The organism is Enterobacter sp. HNDS-6, assembly GCF_039850505.1.
Classification (GTDB): Bacteria; Pseudomonadota; Gammaproteobacteria; order Enterobacterales; family Enterobacteriaceae; genus Enterobacter; species Enterobacter kobei.
The window spans coordinates 978,537-998,460 of record NZ_CP156673.1; the positions used below are offsets into that span (position 1 = coordinate 978,537).

At 56.6% G+C, this 19,924-nt stretch carries 21 protein-coding genes; 4 read left to right on the top strand and 17 right to left on the bottom strand.

The genetic code is table 11. The annotated features are described in order from the left end of the window. Positions 1–21: 21 nt before the first annotated feature. Positions 22–429: a MarR family transcriptional regulator gene (locus ABFI50_RS04470; protein WP_023331181.1), complete on the top strand. Its 408-nt coding sequence runs from the start codon at positions 22–24 to the stop codon at positions 427–429. Here the strand turns inward: ABFI50_RS04470 and ABFI50_RS04475 are convergent. Then, entirely contained in the window at positions 426–1,313 is an 888-nt protein-coding gene (locus ABFI50_RS04475) for a LysR family transcriptional regulator (RefSeq protein WP_023331182.1), read from the bottom strand. The genes ABFI50_RS04470 and ABFI50_RS04475 overlap by 4 nt on opposite strands. A 108-nt stretch (positions 1,314–1,421) precedes the next feature. On the opposite strand from ABFI50_RS04475, the gene ABFI50_RS04480 reads away from it, so the two are divergent. After that, a complete protein-coding gene (locus ABFI50_RS04480; RefSeq protein ID WP_023337696.1) occupies positions 1,422–2,630 on the top strand; it encodes an MFS transporter in 1,209 nt (402 codons plus the stop codon). Then, entirely contained in the window at positions 2,627–3,004 is a 378-nt protein-coding gene (locus tag ABFI50_RS04485; RefSeq protein ID WP_023338753.1) for a DUF4440 domain-containing protein, read from the top strand. Before ABFI50_RS04480 ends, ABFI50_RS04485 begins: the two co-directional genes overlap by 4 nt. 52 nt (positions 3,005–3,056) lie before the next feature. Here the strand turns inward: ABFI50_RS04485 and rpoS are convergent, their stop codons facing one another. The 13 genes from rpoS to cysG all read right to left on the bottom strand — a co-directional run bounded on the left by rpoS (position 3,057) and on the right by cysG (position 14,049). Further along, positions 3,057–4,049 (bottom strand): RNA polymerase sigma factor RpoS, encoded by a 993-nt coding sequence (gene rpoS / locus ABFI50_RS04490; protein ID WP_008499600.1) that lies wholly within the window; start codon positions 4,047–4,049, stop codon positions 3,057–3,059. Between the two features lie 59 nt (positions 4,050–4,108). Further along, positions 4,109–5,233 carry a murein hydrolase activator NlpD gene (gene nlpD, locus ABFI50_RS04495; RefSeq protein ID WP_023338754.1) on the bottom strand — a complete coding sequence of 375 codons (1,125 nt, stop codon included), beginning with the start codon at positions 5,231–5,233 and terminating at the stop codon, positions 4,109–4,111. 116 nt (positions 5,234–5,349) lie between these two features. Beyond that, positions 5,350–5,976, bottom strand: a complete 627-nt coding sequence (locus ABFI50_RS04500) for a protein-L-isoaspartate(D-aspartate) O-methyltransferase (protein ID WP_014885027.1) — start codon at positions 5,974–5,976, stop codon at positions 5,350–5,352. Further along, the gene (gene surE / locus ABFI50_RS04505; RefSeq protein WP_014885028.1) at positions 5,970–6,731 is read right to left on the bottom strand and encodes a 5'/3'-nucleotidase SurE; all 762 of its coding nucleotides are present in this window, start codon (positions 6,729–6,731) and stop codon (positions 5,970–5,972) included. Before surE ends, ABFI50_RS04500 begins: the two co-directional genes overlap by 7 nt. Further along, on the bottom strand, positions 6,712–7,761 hold the full coding sequence (gene truD, locus ABFI50_RS04510; RefSeq protein WP_023338755.1) for a tRNA pseudouridine(13) synthase TruD: 1,050 nt from the start codon (positions 7,759–7,761) through the stop codon (positions 6,712–6,714). Before truD ends, surE begins: the two co-directional genes overlap by 20 nt. After that, the gene (ispF, locus tag ABFI50_RS04515) at positions 7,758–8,237 is read right to left on the bottom strand and encodes a 2-C-methyl-D-erythritol 2,4-cyclodiphosphate synthase (RefSeq protein ID WP_006811766.1); all 480 of its coding nucleotides are present in this window, start codon (positions 8,235–8,237) and stop codon (positions 7,758–7,760) included. Before ispF ends, truD begins: the two co-directional genes overlap by 4 nt. Further along, the gene (gene ispD, locus ABFI50_RS04520; protein WP_023338756.1) at positions 8,237–8,947 is read right to left on the bottom strand and encodes a 2-C-methyl-D-erythritol 4-phosphate cytidylyltransferase; all 711 of its coding nucleotides are present in this window, start codon (positions 8,945–8,947) and stop codon (positions 8,237–8,239) included. Before ispD ends, ispF begins: the two co-directional genes overlap by 1 nt. A 19-nt stretch (positions 8,948–8,966) precedes the next feature. Next, on the bottom strand, positions 8,967–9,278 hold the full coding sequence (ftsB, locus tag ABFI50_RS04525; protein ID WP_008499609.1) for a cell division protein FtsB: 312 nt from the start codon (positions 9,276–9,278) through the stop codon (positions 8,967–8,969). 79 nt (positions 9,279–9,357) lie between these two features. Beyond that, positions 9,358–9,684 (bottom strand): DUF3561 family protein, encoded by a 327-nt coding sequence (locus tag ABFI50_RS04530; RefSeq protein ID WP_014885031.1) that lies wholly within the window; start codon positions 9,682–9,684, stop codon positions 9,358–9,360. A gap of 58 nt (positions 9,685–9,742) precedes the next feature. Beyond that, entirely contained in the window at positions 9,743–10,348 is a 606-nt protein-coding gene (gene cysC, locus ABFI50_RS04535) for an adenylyl-sulfate kinase (RefSeq protein WP_014885032.1), read from the bottom strand. Beyond that, positions 10,348–11,772 (bottom strand): sulfate adenylyltransferase subunit CysN, encoded by a 1,425-nt coding sequence (gene cysN / locus ABFI50_RS04540; RefSeq protein WP_014885033.1) that lies wholly within the window; start codon positions 11,770–11,772, stop codon positions 10,348–10,350. The genes cysC and cysN overlap by 1 nt, the downstream gene beginning before the upstream one ends. Positions 11,773–11,781: 9 nt before the next feature. Further along, positions 11,782–12,690, bottom strand: a complete 909-nt coding sequence (gene cysD / locus ABFI50_RS04545; protein ID WP_008499613.1) for a sulfate adenylyltransferase subunit CysD — start codon at positions 12,688–12,690, stop codon at positions 11,782–11,784. A gap of 9 nt (positions 12,691–12,699) precedes the next feature. Then, the gene (gene cysG / locus ABFI50_RS04550) at positions 12,700–14,049 is read right to left on the bottom strand and encodes a siroheme synthase CysG (RefSeq protein ID WP_347486080.1); all 1,350 of its coding nucleotides are present in this window, start codon (positions 14,047–14,049) and stop codon (positions 12,700–12,702) included. Positions 14,050–14,295: 246 nt separating this feature from the next. Between cysG and ABFI50_RS04555 the strand changes: the two genes are divergently transcribed. After that, positions 14,296–15,339, top strand: a complete 1,044-nt coding sequence (locus ABFI50_RS04555) for an aminopeptidase (protein ID WP_014885035.1) — start codon at positions 14,296–14,298, stop codon at positions 15,337–15,339. Between the two features lie 71 nt (positions 15,340–15,410). Here ABFI50_RS04555 and cysH read toward each other — a convergent pair whose 3' ends face one another. From cysH to cysJ, 3 genes are read right to left on the bottom strand one after another with little or no spacing between them, the layout of a single operon-like run. Further along, the gene (gene cysH, locus ABFI50_RS04560) at positions 15,411–16,145 is read right to left on the bottom strand and encodes a phosphoadenosine phosphosulfate reductase (protein ID WP_014885036.1); all 735 of its coding nucleotides are present in this window, start codon (positions 16,143–16,145) and stop codon (positions 15,411–15,413) included. A 15-nt stretch (positions 16,146–16,160) separates the two neighbouring features. Further along, positions 16,161–17,873: an assimilatory sulfite reductase (NADPH) hemoprotein subunit gene (gene cysI, locus ABFI50_RS04565; protein WP_014885037.1), complete on the bottom strand. Its 1,713-nt coding sequence runs from the start codon at positions 17,871–17,873 to the stop codon at positions 16,161–16,163. Beyond that, positions 17,873–19,678, bottom strand: coding sequence for an NADPH-dependent assimilatory sulfite reductase flavoprotein subunit (cysJ, locus tag ABFI50_RS04570; RefSeq protein WP_023331194.1), 1,806 nt, complete (start codon positions 19,676–19,678; stop codon positions 17,873–17,875). The genes cysI and cysJ overlap by 1 nt, the downstream gene beginning before the upstream one ends. Between the last annotated feature and the right edge of the window lie 246 nt (positions 19,679–19,924).

Genomic DNA, 19,924 nt, shown 5'->3' on the forward strand with positions numbered 1-19,924 from the left:
ATTTTTTCCGTCGGAGTGTTCATGGAACTAAGACAAGAGGCGTTCCACCTGTTACGTCAGCTTTTTCAACAGCATACCGCGCAGTGGCAACATGCCTTACCGGAGCTAACCAAGCCGCAGTATGCGGTTATGCGCTCTGTTGCCGAGCATCCGGGCATTGAACAGGTGGCATTGACCGAAGTGGCAGTCAGTACGAAAGCGACCCTGGCGGAAATGCTGAGCCGCATGGAGGCGCGCGGGCTGGTCAAACGCGAGCATGACCCCGCCGATAAGCGCCGCCGGTTTGTCTTCCTGACACCAGAAGGCGAAGCCCTGCTTGAAGGCTGCAAGCCGGTAAGCAATGAAGTAGATGAGGCATTTTTAGGGCGCCTGAGTCAGGCCGAGCGGGAGCAGTTCTCCGCGCTTATCAAGAAAATGATGCACGATTAATTCACGCTGGCGCGCATAAAATCAATAAAGGTGCGTACTTTCGCCGGCACGTGCCGGGCATCCGGATAAACCGCGTAAATGCCCTGCCGCGCGAAGGTATATTCCGGTAAAACCGGCACCAGTTTTCCCGTATCCAGCGCATCGCGCACCAGCCATTCCGGCAGTAATGCCACTCCACCTCCGGCGAGTGCAAAGGCCATAAGAGCCTGCGCACTGTCGGCAAACAGGCGCGGCGCTTTTTTTATCTCCAGCGTGTCGGGCAAACCACCGGCATTTTTCACCTGCCAGCGCAGCGGCGAGGTTAAGCGCTCGTGGATAATCCAGTCCGCATGGGCAAGCTGCGCCAGCGATGCGATCGGATGAGTAACGAGCCACTCGGGTGTCGCAACGGGCAGGATCGAAAAGTGCGCGATCAATGCAGCGTGATAGCGTGAATCGGTAAGCGTTCCCAATCGGATAGCCACATCAAAGCGCTCTGAGATAAGGTCGGCATGCAGTGATGACGAAACATGACGCACGCGAAGATCCGGGTGCTGCTGGCTGAACCTTGCCAGCATCGGCACCACGACCTGTGAGCCATACTCAGGCGTGGTCGTGATCCGCAACTCCCCGGTGAGCCCGGCATGATTCGCGCGGACATCATCCTGCAACTGTTCTGCATCCTTCAGAAGCGCGACGCTGCGTTGATGAAAAAGAGTACCCGCGTCGGTTAACGTCAGGCGGCGGGTGGATCGCAGCAACAGGGTAACGCCCAGTTCGGCTTCGAGCTGACGAATATTAAAGCTGACCACGGCTTTTGTCAGCCCCATCGCCTCAGCTGCCGCAGTGAAACTGCCGGTGTCTGCCACCGCAACAAACATCTGCGTCCGCTGTAAGTTAATCATCATTACGCCTTTTACCGTCAAAATATTTTTGACAGTATATCGCGCTTTGTCTGGTTTATCCGTACCTGGCGCGTCGATACGATACGCCTCCTCACGGGAGGAACCACCATGACCTATCGCAGCAAAGTCGCCGTTGTCTATCTGCTGGGCTTTTTTCTTGATTTGATTAACATGTTTATTGCCAGCGTCGCTTTTCCGGCAATGGCTCACGCCTTTCACGCCACGCCTTCAGCACTTGCCTGGGTCAGTAACGGGTACATTGCTGGTCTGACGCTGGTGATCCCGTTTAGCAGCGTGCTCACGCGCCGAATCGGACCGAAGCGCGTCATCCTGCTCTCGCTTTTTCTGTTCAGCGCTGCCTCTGCTGCGGCAGGCTTGTCTGCCACGCTGGAAAGCCTGATTGCCTGGCGAGTGTTGCAGGGGGTGGGAGGAGGCTTATTGATTCCCGTTGGACAGGCGTTGACCTGGCAACAGTTTAAGCCTCACGAGCGAGCCAGACTCTCCTCAGCGGTTATGCTGGTCGCACTGCTTGCCCCCGCCTGCTCCCCTGCTCTCGGAGGCGTGCTGGTGCAAACGCTAAGCTGGCGATGGATATTTTTCGCCACGCTCCCGGTTGCCATCGTGACCTTTGTTCTGGGCTGTTTGTGGCTTAAACACGAACAGCCCGCGATGAAAGCAAGCCGGCTGCTAAACCTGCCTTTACTTGCGGACCCGCTTTTGCGTTTTTCCATGCTGGTCTATGTCTGTGTACCAGGCATATTTATTGGAGTGAACGTCACGGGTATGTATTACCTTCAGAGCGAGGCCAATATGACACCCGGCGCAACGGGAATGCTGATGCTGCCGTGGTCTGTGGCATCGTTTGTCGCTATCACGGCAACGGGACGCTATTTTAACCGTATTGGTCCTCGTCCCCTTGTCGTCACAGGCTGTCTGCTCCAGGCGCTGGGCGTTCTGCTTTTACTGAGCGTCGGTCCGGCCAGCACAGCGCTGTTACCCACCCTTGCATTTGTGTTGATGGGTGCAGGGGGAAGTCTTTGCAGCAGCACGGCTCAAAGCAGCGCTTTTCTGACAACGCGCCGGGAAGATATGCCGGATGCCAGTGCGCTGTGGAATCTTAATCGTCAGTTGAGCTTTTTTGTGGGTACCCTGCTGCTGGCGCAGGTCCTGAACCTTGCGCAGGCCTGGCTACCCCCGCTCGCCGCGTGGCACGGGATGTTTATTTTTGCCGCAGGCATGACCTTACTGCCTGTACTGTACGTTTTTCGTCTTAACAATACGCAGGTGCTCACCCAGCTGCGACAGGAGAATTCATGACGCCTTTCGAACACGAGATTATCGAGCTCCACATTGCACTTGAAAACTGGCTAGGCAAAGGCGAAGGCGATTCCGACGCCCTGCTCGCCCGTTTTCGGTCTGATTTTCTGATGATCCCACCCGGTGGGGTCCATATAGACTACAACGGGCTTGTTCGTTTTCTGGATAACCAGCGCGGAAGTCGTCCTGGGCTTAAGATCGTCATTGACGAATTATCGACGCGACAGAGCTGGGATGATGGCGCGGTGCTTCACTATCGGGAGACGCAAACCCGCCCGGATCACCCTATCAACGTGCGCTGGTCAACCGCAGTGCTGAATCAGGAAGATGGCAGGATCACATGGCGTCTGCTGCACGAAACGGCGCAGCCATAGCACAAAAGAAAAAGGCCCGTCTCACGACGGGCCTTTTTTGACGAAAGGTTGCTTATTCGCGGAACAGCGCTTCGATATTCAGACCTTGCCCCTGCAGGATTTCACGCAGGCGGCGCAGACCTTCAACCTGAATCTGACGAACACGTTCACGAGTCAGACCAATTTCGCGGCCAACATCTTCCAGTGTCGCAGCTTCATACCCCAGTAAACCGAAACGACGTGCCAGCACTTCACGCTGTTTGGCGTTCAGTTCGAACAGCCATTTGACGATGCTCTGTTTCATGTCATCGTCCTGCGTGGTGTCTTCCGGACCGTTATCTTTTTCATCGGCCAGGATGTCCAGCAGCGCTTTTTCGGAGTCGCCACCCAACGGGGTGTCAACGGAGGTAATGCGCTCGTTGAGACGCAGCATACGGCTTACGTCATCAACCGGTTTATCGAGTTGTTCGGCAATTTCTTCTGCGCTTGGCTCGTGGTCCAGTTTATGGGACAACTCGCGCGCGGTACGCAGATACACGTTCAACTCTTTGACGATGTGGATCGGCAGGCGGATCGTACGGGTCTGGTTCATAATAGCCCGTTCGATGGTCTGACGAATCCACCAGGTCGCGTAGGTTGAGAAACGGAACCCGCGTTCCGGGTCAAACTTCTCAACTGCGCGGATGAGACCTAAGTTGCCCTCTTCAATCAGATCCAGCAGAGCCAGACCACGATTGCCGTAACGGCGGGCAATTTTCACGACCAGTCGCAGGTTACTTTCGATCATACGACGACGCGAGGCAACATCACCACGCAAAGCACGACGTGCGAAATAGACTTCTTCTTCGGCCGTTAGCAGTGGGGAGTAACCAATCTCCCCAAGGTAAAGCTGAGTCGCGTCCAGTACACGCTGTGTGGCGCCCTGCGATAACAGCTCTTCTTCAGCCAAATCGTTATCACTGGGTTCCTCTTCTACTAAGGCTTTTTCGTCAAAAGCCTCTACTCCGTTCTCATCAAATTCCGCATCTTCATTTAAATCATGAACTTTCAGCGTATTCTGACTCATAAGGTGGCTCCTACCCGTGATCCCTGAACGAGACACCCTGGCTGGCATGCCCCGTCAAATTATCGCTGCGGCAAATACTGCAGCGGGTTTACGGATTTCCCCTTGTAACGAATTTCAAAATGCAAGCGTGTAGAACTGGTTCCGGTGCTACCCATGGTAGCGATTTTTTGCCCCGCCTTAACTTCTTGTTGTTCCCGGACCAGCATTGTGTCGTTATGGGCGTAGGCACTCAGGTAATCATCATTGTGTTTGATGATGATAAGATTACCGTAACCGCGCAGAGCATTACCGGCATACACAACGCGTCCGTCTGCGGTCGCGATGATAGCCTGTCCTTTACTGCCTGCGATATCGATCCCTTTGTTACCACCCTCAGAAGTGGCGAAGTTTTCGATAATCTTGCCGTCAGTTGGCCAGCGCCAGGTAGTGATTGACGAACTGGCATTCTGACTGCTTGCAGTCGGTTCAGTAGAGCTAACCACAGGTGCCGTAACCGGTGCTGTGACAGTAGTCGCAGTCCCTTTATTATTCGGCAACATTTTGTTAGCAGTCTGATCACCTGAATCCTCAGAATACGTAATTACAGGTTGTGAAGCAACCACCGTGGTGGATTTTTGTGCAGGCTTAACGCTGTTATTTTGTGCGGTCACATCGGCCGCTGAAACCGTGTTGCCAGGCGTCAGTGGCGTACCCGTTGCGTTGCCCACCTGGAGCGTTTGCCCAACCTCCAGACCATACGGGGCCTGGACGTTGTTACGCTGTGCGAGGTCACGGAAATCGTTCCCGGTGATCCAGGCAATATAGAACAGCGTATCGCCGCGTTTCACGGTATAGGTGCTGCCGCCGGTATAGCTGCCTTTCGGAATGTTCCCATACTGACGGTTATACACTATGCGGCCATTTTGGGTCTGAACAGGCTGTTCAACTGGCTGAATCTGTGTTGGCTGCGTCATTGGGCGCTGAACTGGCTGGATTGACGGATTTTGTTGCGCCGTGGCAGTTCCCATTTTAGGCGGAGGCGTGATCAACATTCCGCTGGACGTGTTACCCGAGCCGCTGTTTCCGCCGACGGAACTGACGGGCGCAGGCGCATTGTTAGAACTTGTACAGCCAGCCAGCCAGAGCGAAACCAGTGATAATGCCGCAACACGGCTGATGGTGAATTTAGGGCTTCCCGCGCTCATTTATCCCCCAGGAATGTGTTAACTACCAGTGACTTAAAATTTACCGTGATGGCACGAATCTTTCGCGCCACACCATACGCTGAATTTGCCTTAATAACCCTGGATAAATCCGAGTCTCAGGCCAACTCCCCCTTTACCAGAGGCACAAAGCGCACGGCTTCCACGGTGTCGATAATAAACTCGCCGCCACGTCGACGAACGCGCTTCAGGAGCTGCTGCTCATCGCCGACGGGCAGAACAAGAATGCCCCCCTCATCCAGCTGCGACAACAGGGCTGCAGGAATTTCAGGCGGGGCTGCCGTCACGATGATGGCGTCGAACGGGGCGCGAGCCTGCCAACCCTGCCATCCATCACCGTGTCGTGTCGAAACATTATGTAAATCAAGTTGTTTCAGGCGACGACGCGCCTGCCACTGTAAACCTTTAATCCGCTCAACGGAGCAGACATGGTGCACCAGATGCGCCAGGATCGCGGTCTGATAACCCGAGCCGGTGCCAATCTCCAGCACGCGCGAATTGGGCGTGAGCTCAAGCAGCTCCGTCATGCGCGCCACCATGTAAGGCTGCGAAATCGTCTGGCCTTGCCCAATAGGCAGCGCCACGTTTTCCCACGCTTTGTGTTCAAACGCCTCGTCTACAAATTTCTCACGCGGAACCTGGGCAAGCGCTTCAAGCACATGCTCGTCGCGGATCCCCTGTGCGCGAAGTTGTTCCAGAAGAGTTTGTACACGTTTGCTTACCATTGCGCGTTCACTCCTGCGCGATCCAGCCAGCCCGACACCACATCTTGCGCACTATACGCCGTTAAATCTACGTGCAGTGGCGTAACGGAAACATAGCCTTCATCCACGGCGGCAAAGTCGGTATCCGGACCCGCATCGCACTTATCGCCAGGAGGGCCGATCCAGTAAAGCGTGTTGCCGCGAGGATCCTGCTGCGGGATCACCTGATCGGCCGGATGACGGCTGCCGCACCGTGTGACGCGAATGCCTTTAATTTCATCCAGCGGGAGATCCGGCACGTTGATGTTCAGAATACGCCCGGTACGCAGCGGCTCGCGGCCGAGCGCCCGCAGGATCGAGCAGGTCACCGCGGCGGCGGTGTCGTAGTGCGTGTGACCGTTTAACGAAACCGCCAGCGCCGGGAACCCCAGATGACGACCTTCCATTGCGGCCGCCACGGTACCGGAGTAAATCACGTCGTCGCCGAGGTTCGGCCCGGCATTAATACCGGAGACAACAATATCCGGACGCGGTCGCATCAGGGCATTCACGCCCAGAAAGACGCAGTCGGTCGGTGTGCCCATCTGTACGGCAATATCGCCATTTTCAAAGGTAAAGGTGCGAAGCGACGACTCCAGGGTCAGTGAGTTAGACGCTCCACTGCGGTTACGATCGGGCGCCACAACCTGCACATCCGCAAATTCACGGAGGTGCTTCGCCAGGGTCTGAATGCCTGGCGCGTGGATCCCGTCATCGTTACTCAGCAATATTCGCATAATCACCCGAGGTGTTGATAAGTTCCCTGACAACGCTGGTGGCAAAGCTACCGGCCGGCAGCCAGAAGCGTAACTCGACGGTGACGTCATCCCACCAGTTCCAGCTTAGCTGCTGCGGGTAGAGCAGCATCGCGCGGCGTGCTGCTTCGACTTTTTCCCGCACCAGCAAAGATTGTAATGCCTGCGCATCGGCGACAGCCGTCTGCTCAGCGCTCAGCGCGTCGCCTTGCGTCCCCCACTCACCGGAGCCGGGTAACGCGGCGGTAATCATCAGCGATTTCGCGTCCACGCGCGACTGCACATCGGCCATTTCGTCGGCCGTTGCCACAAACCAGCTTCCGCGTCCCGCTAATTGTAGCGCATCGCCAACAACAACTTGATTCGCGTCCGGTTTTTTCAGCCTTTCGCTCACAATCTGATTAAACAACGCACTGCGGGCCGCCGACAACCAAAAACTGCGCTTATTCCTGTCGCGCACCGGCGCATCGCTTTGTGCCCAGCGCAGCGCGCCCTGCAGGTTACTGCCGCCAATGCCAAAGCGCTGGGCGCCAAAGTAGTTCGGTACGCCGCGTTCATTGATGGCGTTGAGGCGTTTTTCAACGTCTGAACGGTCGGACACTTCACGCAATACCAGCGTAAACGCATTGCCTTTCAACGCCCCCAGGCGCAGTTTGCGCTTGTGACGGGCGTATTCCAGCACTTTACAGCCTTCCAGCTCAAACTGGCTTAAATCAGGCATCGTATTGCCGGGAACGCGCGCGCACAGCCACTGTTCGGTGACGGCGTGTTTATCTTTCTGTCCGGCGAAGCTCACCTCGCGGGCATGAATTTTGAGGAATTTTGCCAGCGCATCGGCCACAAACCGGGTATTGCAGCCGTTTTTAAGAATTCGTACCAGGATATGTTCGCCTTCACCGTCCGGCTCAAACCCCAAATCCTCAACCACCACGAAATCTTCAGGACTGGCCTTCAGCATGCCAGAACCCAGCGGTTTACCGTGCAGATAAGTCAGGTTATCGAAGTCCGTCATTTGGCGGCCTTCACCAGCAGCGCCACCGCTTCACAGGCAATGCCCTCGCCGCGACCGGTAAAGCCCAGCTTCTCGGTGGTGGTGGCTTTGACGTTCACGTCGTCCATGTGACAGCCCAGATCCTCAGCAATAAACACGCGCATCTGCGGTATATGCGGCAGCATTTTCGGCGCCTGAGCGATGATCGTCACGTCGACGTTGCCCAGCGTATAGCCTTTGGCCTGAATGCGGCGCCAGGCTTCGCGCAGCAGTTCGCGGCTGTCTGCCCCCTTAAACGCCGGATCGGTGTCCGGGAACAGCTTGCCGATATCCCCCAGCGCAGCGGCACCCAGCAGGGCGTCGGTCAGCGCATGCAACGCCACGTCGCCATCAGAATGCGCCAGCAGACCTTTTTCGTAAGGAATACGTACGCCGCCAATGATAATTGGGCCTTCTCCGCCAAAGGCGTGTACATCAAAACCGTGTCCAATTCGCATTATGCCTTCTCCTGATGGGTCGAACGGGTAAGATAAAATTCCGCGAGCTGTAAATCTTCCGGGCGCGTCACTTTTATATTATCAGCGCGTCCTTCAACCAGTTCGGGGTGAAAACCGCAATACTCCAGCGCGGAGGCTTCATCCGTGATGGTCGCCCCTTCTTTAAGCGCACGCGTTAAGCAGTCGTGGAGTAATTCGCGGGGGAAAAATTGTGGCGTCAGCGCGTGCCAGAGATCGACGCGCTCAACGGTGTGGGCGATAGCCTGCTTGCCAGGCTCGGCGCGCTTCATGGTGTCACGCACCGGAGCGGCCAGGATGCCCCCCACTTTACTGGTTTCACTCAGCGCCAGCAGGCGCGCCAGATCGTCCTGATGCAGACACGGACGTGCGGCGTCGTGCACCAGCACCCACGGCGCGTCTCCGGCAGCCTGAATGCCCGCCAGCACGGAATCGGCGCGCTCGGCGCCGCCGTCAACAACGGTAATCTGTGGATGGTTTGCCAGCGGTAGCTGCGCAAAACGCGCATCGCCGGGGCTGATGACAATGATCGCTCGCGTCACCCGAGGGTGCGCCAGCAGCGCCGCCACGGCGTGCTCGAGGATCGTTTTATCACCAATTGAAAGGTACTGCTTGGGACACTCTGTTTGCATGCGCCGGCCAAAACCTGCGGCCGGCACCACGGCACAGACGTCCGAAAAAGTTGCTGCCATGTCGTAATCCTGGGCCTGATTATCGATTATTTTGTGCTGAGCCCTGATTGCGTTTAGACGCATCCGGAACCAGACGATAAAAGGTTTCGCCCGGCTTAGTCATACTGAGTTCATTGCGTGCGCGTTCCTCAATCGCCTCCTGCCCGCCATTGAGGTCATCAATTTCAGCAAAGAGTTGATCGTTACGCGCCTTAAGTTTGGCGTTTGTTGCCTGCTGAGCCGCGACGTCATCGCTCACCCGGCTGTAGTCGTGCAGTCCGTTCTTACCGAACCACAACGAGTATTGCAGCCAAATCAGCAAAGCCAGCAACAGCAGCGTTAGTTTACCCATCCTGCCCCCTGAAAAAACGGCTTCATCATCCCATAACTTTCCGCTGGACTCTACTCTGGGGTTTTAATTATGCCGCAAGTTAACCCATCAGCCATAAAAATAGCAGCCCAAATATGATGACTACGGCGGCGATAGTGAACACGGCACTATACAGGAGCCTGCCATTGAACAGGGAGTGCAACGCAATGCCGACGACAACCGCGACGGGCATCAGCGCCAGGAAGAAAGGCCAGGTGTAGAGGAAGAAGAACAGCGTATTGCCGCCATACATAAGAAACGGGATGCCAAGCGCCAGCAACCAGGAGACGAAGCCAATAATGGCCCCGGGAAATGACCAGGTCGTTTCGTCGTCGGTCGCGAGCGGCTCCGACCCGGTGGTGATAATGTAGTTTTCACTGTTGCGCATAGCTAATCCTGTGACCGTGACTCATCGTTCGGAAAGACAGCTCCCGAACGATACCGCCTCAGGATCTGATAATATCGTCCCGTCTGAGCAGGTCTAATAATTGGCTTACTAAATTTGTTACCAATTGTTGACCTTCCAGGTGAATCTCAGGCGATTCAGGCGCTTCGTAAACCGCGTCAATTCCGGTGAAGTTGCGCAGTTCGCCGGCACGCGCTTTTTTGTACAGCCCTTTCGGGTCGCGAGCTTCGCAGACTGCCAGCGGCGTATCGACAAACACTTCGATAAAGCGATCCTGCCCCACGCGCTCACGCACCATCTGGCGCTCAGCACGATGCGGCGAGATAAACGCCGTTAACACCACCAGCCCGGCATCCGCCATCAGGCTGGCGACTTCTCCCACCCGGCGAATATTCTCTTTGCGGTCGTCGTCGCTGAAGCCTAAATCGCTGCACAGACCATGACGGACATTATCCCCGTCCAGCAGGTAGGTGCTCACGCCCCTCTGATGCAGCGCCTCTTCCAGCGCGCCCGCTACCGTGGATTTACCGGAGCCAGACAGCCCGGTAAACCACAGCACAACCCCACGATGTCCGTGGAGTTGCTCACGCTGCGCGACGGTGACCGGATGAGGATGCCAGACGACGTTCTCATCATGTGCGGCCATTATTTGCCTCCCAGCAGATCGCGGGCGCCCCAGTGCGGGAAGTGCTTACGCACCAGCGCGTTCAGCTCCAGTTCGAAGGCGCTGAATTCAGAGGCGACGGTCGCCTGCTCGTTTGGCTCACGAACCATCCCCGCACCGACGGTGACGTTAGTCAGACGGTCGATAAAGATCAGGCCGCCCGTTACCGGGTTCTGCTGATACGGATCCAGCACCAGCGGCTCATCGAAAGTCAGATCCACCAGGCCAATACCGTTCAGCGGCAGCTCGCTCACGTCACGCTGGGTGAGATTGTTGATGTCCACCTGGAACTGAATGCCGTCCACGCGGGCGCGAGTTTTCTTGCCCGCTATTTTGATGTCGTAGCTCTGGCCTGCGGTCAGCGGCTGTTCCGCCATCCAGACAACATCCACAGACGCGCCCTGCACTGCTGCCAGCGTTTCCTGCGCGTCGACCAGCAGATCGCCCCGGCTGATATCAATCTCGTCTTTCAGCACCAGGGTGACCGCCTCCCCTGCCCCGGCTTCCTGGAGGTCGCCGTCGAACGTCACGATGCGCGCGATTGCCGATTCTACGCCGGAGGGCAGCACTTTGACACGCTGTCCCACCTTCACGGAGCCGGAGGCAATCGTGCCGGAGAAGCCGCGGAAATCGAGATTTGGACGGTTAACGTACTGCACCGGGAAGCGCATCGGCTGGGTATCAACCACGCGCTGAATTTCAACGGTCTCCAGCACTTCCAGCAGCGTCGGGCCGCTGTACCACGGCATATTCGCACTCTGGGAGGCGACGTTATCGCCTTCCAGCGCGGAAAGCGGCACGAAGCGGATATCCAGATTACCCGGCAGCTGTTCGGCAAAGGTAAGGTAACTCTGGCGGATCTCCTCAAATTTCTCTTCGCTGAAGTTCACCAGATCCATCTTGTTGACCGCCACGACCAGGTGTTTGATCCCCAGCAGCGTGGAGATAAAGCTGTGACGACGGGTTTGATCCAGCACGCCTTTACGGGCGTCGATCAGCAGGATCGCCAGGTCGCAGGTCGACGCGCCGGTCGCCATATTACGGGTATACTGCTCGTGCCCCGGGGTGTCGGCGATAATAAATTTGCGCTTCTCCGTTGAGAAATAGCGATAGGCCACGTCAATGGTGATGCCCTGCTCGCGCTCCGCCTGCAAACCATCCACCAGCAGCGCCAGGTCGAGTTTTTCACCCTGGGTACCATGACGTTTGCTGTCGTTGTGCAGAGAAGAGAGCTGATCTTCGTAAATCTGGCGTGTATCGTGCAACAGGCGACCAATCAGGGTACTTTTCCCGTCATCCACGCTGCCGCAGGTCAGAAAACGCAGCAGACTTTTGTGTTGTTGCGCGTGCAGATACGCTTCCACGCCGCCTTCGTTGGCAATTTGTTGAGCAATAGTGGTGTTCATGGCGGCTCCTTAGAAATAACCCTGACGTTTCTTCAGCTCCATGGAGCCTGCCTGGTCGCGGTCAATCACGCGCCCCTGTCGCTCACTGGTGGTCGACACCAGCATCTCTTCAATGATCTCCGGCAGCGTCTGCGCGTTGGATTCCACCGCGCCGGTCAGCGGCCAGCAGCCGAGGGTACGGAAACGCACCATCTGTTTTTTGATGACTTCGCCCGGCTGCAGGTCGATGCGATCGTCGTCGATCATCATCAGCATGCCGTCGCGCTCGAGCACCGGACGCTCAGCCGCCAGATACAGCGGAACGATCTCGATATTTTCCAGATAGATGTACTGCCAGATATCCAGCTCGGTCCAGTTGGAGAGCGGGAAAACGCGGATGCTTTCGCCTTTGTTGATCTGGCCGTTGTAGTTGTGCCACAGCTCTGGGCGCTGGTTTTTCGGATCCCAGCGGTGGAAACGATCGCGGAAAGAGTAGATACGCTCTTTAGCACGAGACTTCTCTTCGTCACGGCGCGCGCCGCCGAAGGCGGCATCAAAGCCGTATTTGTTCAGCGCCTGCTTCAGCCCTTCGGTTTTCATGATATCCGTGTGTTTGGCGCTGCCGTGCACGAAGGGGTTAATGCCCATCGCCACCCCTTCCGGGTTTTTATGCACCAGCAGCTCGCAGCCGTAAGCTTTTGCGGTACGGTCGCGGAATTCGTACATTTCGCGGAATTTCCAGCCGGTATCGACGTGCAGCAGCGGGAACGGCAGCGTACCCGGATAAAACGCTTTACGCGCCAGATGCAGCATGACGCTGGAATCTTTACCGATGGAGTACATCATCACCGGGTTAGAAAATTCGGCTGCCACTTCGCGGATAATATGGATACTTTCCGCTTCGAGCTGCCGCAGGTGAGTAAGTCGTTTTTGGTCCATAACCGTTCCTTAAGCCAGATTCACCACAGAGGAACCAAACCCCTCTGAGTCTGTAGTATGTTGAAACCAGGCGAGCGTACTGTGCAGCTGTACCACTTCCCCCACCACGATCAGGGCGGGCATCGGGGCATCTTTCGCCAGGTCTGCAAGTTCGAGTAATGTGCCGATAGCAACATGCTGATCGACGCGGGTGCCGCGAGAAATCACGGCAACGGGCGTCGCTGCCTCGCGACCGTGCTGAATCAGCTGTTCGCTGATGTCTGCGGCTTTCATCGTGCCCATGTATATCGCCAGCGTTTGCCGGCTCTGGGCGAGATGCGACCAGTCAAACGGCGTGCTGTCGGCCTTGTAGTGCCCGGTCACAAACGTGACGCTCTGCGCATAATCGCGATGGGTCAGCGGAATACCGGCATAGGCCGTTACTGCTGATGCCGCCGTAATGCCAGGCACCACCTGGAACGGCACGCCCGCTTCGGCTGCCGCCTGCAACTCTTCTCCGCCGCGTCCGAAGATAAACGGATCGCCCCCTTTCAGACGTACCACAGTTTTGCCCGCTTTAGCGGCAGCAATCAGCATCTGATTGGTGTCGTGCTGCGGCACAGAGTGCTCGCCTGCCCGTTTGCCGACGCAAATTTGCTCCGCGTCGCGACGGATCAGCTCGCGCACGCCGTTGGTGACCAGATGGTCGTAGAACACCACGTCCGCGTCCTGCAGCACCTGAAGGCCACGCAGCGTCAGAAGCCCGGCATCGCCCGGCCCTGCGCCCACCAGAATGATCTCCCCGTTCGTACTGCCAGGGTTGTCCAGTTCGTCTTCGAGAATTTTCTGCGCCGCCGTCTCATTGCCGGCCTGCATCAGGCTGGCAAAGCGGCCGCGAAACACCCGCTCCCAGAAGCGACGACGTTCCGCCACGCTGGTCAGCCGGGTCTTCAGATGGTTACGCCAGTAGCTGGCTGTCTCCGCCATGCGCCCGAGGCTTGTCGGCAGCAGTGCTTCGATTTTTTCCCGCAGCACGCGCGCCAGCACCGGAGCGGTACCGCCGGAGGAGATCGCCACCAGAAGCGGCGAACGGTCAACGATCGACGGGAAGATAAACGAGCATAACGGCTGGTCGTCCACCACGTTCACCAGACGGTAACGGGCCTGAGCGGCGTCGGAAACACGACGGTTCAGGTCGCGATCTTCGGTCGCCGCTATTACCAGCACTACGCTGTCGATTTGTGATTCGTCAAAATCCGCTTCTGCCACTACCCGCACCTGCGCCCCCGCACGTTGCAAAAACGCGATTTTGCGATCGGCAATTTCACCCGTGCCAACAACCAGCACCGGTTTCTCTTTAATCGCGGCAAATAAGGGCAGATAGTCCACAGGCAACAACTCACTAACAACGAGGAATAGAGGGACTATAGGGGGCGGCTTAGACCGAATGAAATTACGAATTGGAATGAGTAGTTACTCAATGGAATAACGATGTGAAAAAGTTAATATCAAAAAGTGCTTAACACGCGAATTTTCGGGCATTTAAGAGCAATTCAAATTGTGTATGGGCGATCACAGTTTCATACTAGGCCAGTTAAAATTTTGCTCTGTTTTTAAGGACTCACTATGTTTTCCGCAACGCGCCACTGTGTTGCTGCCCTGGCGCTAGGCGTTTGCTTTATTCTTCCGGCTCAGGCAAAAAATCAACCCTATGGTGAAATCGCCACTCAGCAGGCGCGGCATATTGCCACCGTTTTCCCTGGCCGCATGACCGGTTCACCTGCGGAAATGCTCTCTGCTGACTATATTCGCCAGCAATTTGCTGATATGGGTTACCAGAGCGATATCCGGTCGTTTCACAGCCGCTATATCTATACCTCGCGCAATAAAACACAAAACTGGCACAACGTGACCGGCAGTACGGTTATTGCGGCTCACGAAGGTCGCGCGGCGGAACAGATTATTATCATGGCGCATCTCGATACTTACGCACCGCTCAGCGATGCCGACACCGATAACAACCTCGGCGGGCTGACGCTGCAGGGCATGGACGATAACGCAGCGGGTCTTGGCGTGATGCTCGAACTGGCCGAGCGAATGAAGAACATTCCGACGCAATATGGCATTCGTTTCGTTGCCACCAGCGGTGAAGAGGAGGGTAAGCTCGGCGCTGAGAATCTCCTTAAACGCATGAGCGCTGAAGAGAAGAAAAATACGCTGCTGGTAATTAACCTCGATAACCTGATTGTCGGCGATAAACTGTATTTCAACAGCGGACAGAGTACGCCGGGTAGCGTGCGTAAACTGACGCGTGACCGGGCGCTCGCCATTGCCCGCAGCCATGGGGTGTATGCCGCCAGCAACCCGGGCGGCAATCCAAATTATCCGCGAGGAACGGGCTGCTGCAACGACGGCGAAGTGTTCGATAAAGCGGGCATTCCGGTCCTGTACGTGGAAGCAACCAACTGGGCGCTGGGGAAAAAAGATGGCTACCAGCAACGGGGAAAATCGAAAGCCTTCCCGGACGGGACAAGCTGGCATAACGTGATGCTGGATAATCAGCAGCATATTGATAGCGCCCTGCCGCAGCGCATTGAACACCGCAGCCGGGACGTGGTGAAAGTGATGCTGCCGCTGGTGAAGGAGCTGGCGAAGGCGGGGAAAGGCTGAGGTTTTTAAGTATAGCGCGGCCTGATGCCCTCACCCCAACCCTCTCCCACAGGGAGAGGGCGGTTAAGGAATTACCCTTCGTGCAACCCGCACTCGCGCTTCAGCCCAAAGAATCGCGTCTCTTCTTCCGCCATTCCCGGTTCCCATTTGCGCGTGGTGTGGGTGTCTCCAACTGACAGGTAGCCCTGGTCCCACAGCGGATGGTACTTCAGCCCGTGTTTTTGCAGGTACTGGTACACCGTCCGGTTATCCCAGTCGATAATCGGCAGCACCTTAAAGACTCCGCGCTGGACTGCCAGCACCGGCAGCGTGGCACGGCTGCCGGATTGCTCACGGCGCAACCCTGCAAACCACGTCTGCGCGTTAAGCTCTTTCAGTGCCCGGTTCATCGGCTCGACTTTGTTGATCTCATTGTATTTCTCAATGCCTTCAACGCCCTGCTCCCACAGCTTGCCGTAGCGCGCTTCCTGCCAGGCCGCGCTTTCCGTCGCGCGGTAGACTTTCAGGTTCAGCCTGAGCTTGTCCGTCAGCTCGTCAATAAACTGGTAGGTTTCCGGGAACAGGTAGCCGGTGTCGGTGAGGATCACCGGAATGTCCGGACGGATCTGATTCACCAGATGCAAACTCACCGCCGCCTGAATACCAAAACTCGACGAAAGCACATAGTCTCCCGGCAGGTTTTCCAGCGCCCAGGCCACGCGCCCTTCGGCGTCGAGCTTTTCCAGTTGGGCGTTGGTTTCTGCCAGTGCCAGAATGCGTTCGACTTTTGGCAGTTCGTTAAGGGCGTTTAGATCGAGTACGGACATAATTACCTCTCGTGGTTACTCCCAGAAATCCCTTGCGGGATCGAGCACCGGGCGAATGATGCCCGCACGCACCGTAAAGTCGCCGAAGCCTTCACCCGCTTCGCGCTCTTTCGCCCAGCGCCCGACAAGCTCGTCGATGGAATCAAGGATTTCCGGCTCGGTGATGTTCTCGCGGAACATACGTGGAATACGTGTGCCGATACGGTTACCGCCCAGATGCAGGTTATAGCGACCCGGCGCTTTCCCCACCAGCCCCAGCTCGGCCAGCATCGCGCGACCGCAGCCGTTCGGGCAGCCGGTCACTCGCATAACAATATGCTCGTCCGGAATGCCGTGTTTTTCCAGAATCGCTTCCACTTTGTCAGTAAATGACGGCAGGAAACGTTCCGCTTCGGCCATCGCCAGCGGACAGGTCGGGAACGACACGCAGGCCATGGAGTTTTCACGCTGCGGTTTGACCGCATCCATCAACCCATGATCGCGCGCCAGCGTCTCGATCTTCGCCTTCTGGCTCTCCGGCACGCCGGCAATGATCAGGTTCTGGTTAGCGGTAATGCGGAACTCGCCTTTGTGGATCTTCGCAATTTCCAGCAGACCGGTTTTCAGCGGACGGCCCGGATAATCCAGAATTCGACCATTTTCGATAAACAGCGTCAGATGCCATTTATTGTCGATACCTTTCACCCAGCCAATACGATCGCCGCGACCGGTGAATTCGTAAGGACGGACTGGCTCAAATTTGATCCCCGCGCGACGCTCCACTTCCGCTTTGAACGTCTCCACTCCCACGCGCTCGAGGGTATATTTGGTTTTCGCGTTTTTACGGTCGGTACGGTTACCCCAGTCGCGCTGGGTCGTGACCACGGCTTCCGCCACCGCCAGCGTGTGCTCCAGCGGCAGGAAGCCGAACTCGCTCGCGGTGCGGGCGTAGGTTTTCTTGTTACCGTGCTCAATGGACAGGCCCCCGCCCACCAGCAGGTTAAAGCCGACCAGCTTGCCGTTTTCGGCAATCGCCACAAAGTTCATGTCGTTGGCGTGCAGGTCAATATCGTTCTGCGGCGGGATCACGACCGTGGTTTTGAACTTACGCGGCAGATAGGTCTGGCCGAGAATCGGTTCTTCATCGGTGGTCGCGACTTTCTCCTGATCGAGCCAAATCTCTGCATAGGCGCGGGTGCGCGGCAGCAGATGCTCAGAGATCTTCTTCGCCCACTCATACGCTTCGGCATGCAGCTCAGACTCGTACGGGTTCGACGTGCAAAGCACGTTACGGTTCATGTCGTTGGCGGTGGCCAGTGCGTCCAGCCCAACGGAGTGCAGCATCTGGTGCACCGGCTTCACGTTCTTCTTCAGAATACCGTGGAACTGGAAGGTCTGACGGTTGGTCAGGCGGATGCTGCCGTAGATCGTGTTTTCGCCAGCGAATTTATCAATCGCCTGCCACTGTTTGGTGGTGATGACCCCACCCGGCAGACGGCAGCGCAGCAGCATCGCATGACGCGGCTCCAGCTTCTGTTCGGCACGCTCAGCGCGAATATCGCGGTCGTCCTGCTGGTACATACCGTGGAAACGGATCAGCAGGAAGTTGTCACCTTTAAAACCGCCGGTGAGACCGTCATTCAAATCTTCAGCAATGGTGCCGCGCAGGTAGTTGCTTTCCAGCTTCATGCGCTCGGCGTCTGTCAGTTTACCTTCGACCACCAGTGGCCCTGGATGTTTTTCGCTCATTAGTAGACATCTCGCTGATAACGGCGCTCAACGCGCAGCTCACTTAAAAATTCATCCGCCGTTTCGGCATCCATACCGCCGAATTCGGCAATCACTTCCAGCAGTGCCTGCTCAACGTCTTTCGCCATGCGATTGGCGTCGCCGCAGACATAAATGTGGGCACCGTCATTGATCCAGCGCCACAGCTCTGCGCCCTGTTCGCGCAGTTTGTCTTGTACGTAGACTTTTTCTTTCTGGTCGCGGGACCAGGCCAGATCGATACGGGTCAGCACGCCCTCTTTGACGTAACGCTGCCACTCAACCTGGTAGAGGAAATCTTCGGTAAAGTGCGGGTTACCGAAGAACAGCCAGTTTTTGCCTGGCGCGTCGTCCGCCGCACGTTGCTGCATAAAGGCGCGGAACGGCGCAATACCGGTGCCTGGACCAATCATGATCACCGGGGTTTCCGGGTTTGCCGGCAGACGGAAGTTGTCGTTGTGCTCGATAAAGACGCGCACTTCGCCCTCTTCTTCCACGCGGTCCGCCAGGAAACTTGATGCCCCACCCGCACGGGCGCGGCCTTCGATGTCATAACGCACCACGCCCACGGTGATATGCACTTCGCTCTCCACCTCTGCCTGAGAAGAGGCGATGGAGTAGAGGCGCGGGGTCAATGGACGCAGCAGCCCGACCACTGCATCGGCATCCAGCTGCGCCGGAGAGAAACGCACCATATCGACAATCGGCGTCGTCGCGGCGTAATGCTGCAGTTTCGCTTTGTCGCCCACCAGCGGCAGCAGCGATTCACTGCGTGTTAAGGTGGCGTAATTTTCGACGATGTTCGGAGTGTTGACCGTCAGTTCGAAATGCCACTGCAGCGCATCAGAAAGCGACTGGGTTTTGCCGTCAACGGTGACAGGCTCATCACCTTTCAGCCACAGCAGCTCAACCAGCTCTTTCACTAGCGCCGGATCGTTCTGATACCAGACGCCCAGCGCATCGCCAGGCTGATAACGCAGGCCAGAGTCACCGAGATCGATTTCGATATGACGCACGTCTTTTTCCGAGTCGCGGCCAGTGATTTTCTGGTTCACCGACAGGCTTGCCGCCAGCGGTGCTTCTTTCGTGTAAGGGCTGGTATGGATATCGTTGACGACGCCCGCTGAGGTCAATGCGGCCTGCGCCGGCGTCTCTTTCGGCACGCGCGCTTTCAGCACCTCAACAATGCGCGCGCGCCATTCGGCGGCGGCAGTCTGGTATTCCACATCCGCGTCGACGCGGTCCAGCAGGCGCTCTGCGCCGAGCTCCGCCAGCTTACTGTCGAAGTCTTTACCGGACTGACAGAAGAATTCATAGGAGGTATCGCCCAGACCAAACACGGCAAACGCCGTGCCATCCAGTTTTGGGGCTTTTTTCGAGAACAGAAACTTATGCAGTGCTACCGCTTCTTCAGCGGGTTCACCTTCGCCCTGGGTAGAGGCGACCACCACCAGCAGCTTTTCTGACGCGATTTGCTTAAATTTATAATCGCCGGCGTTGACCAGGTTCACGTTCAGTTTGGCGGCCAGCAGGTCGTCACGCAACGCTTCGGCCACGCGGCGGGCGTTGCCCGTCTGCGAGGCGGAAATCAGCGTAATAGCGGGAATTTCCACAGCCGTTGCCGGTGCGCCCGCGACAGCGCCAGGCTGCTGATTGAGCATTCCCCAGAAATAACCGGAGACCCAGGCAAGCTGAGTGGGCGAAAAATCAGAGGTGGCAGCCTGAAGGCGCGCCAGTTGCTCCGGGTTCAGGGGAAGCAAATTTGATGGTGGGGCCTGTGTTGTCATGCGTCGTTATGTTCCAGTAGCCAAGCGGACTTTAAGCGAATAAACCCAAACTGAAGATAAGGTTAACGGCGAGGATAATAACAATTAAAGAAGGGATGGAAATAATAAATAACCAAATGGACTAACCTGTTTTAGTTATCGTTCTTAGCGATAAAACAGGTTAACTAACTCATTGAAAATAAATAGCAAAAAACCAAAAAAGCACCTTACCGCCATGGCTGCGCCTTCAGAGCCGTTTTAGTTAAT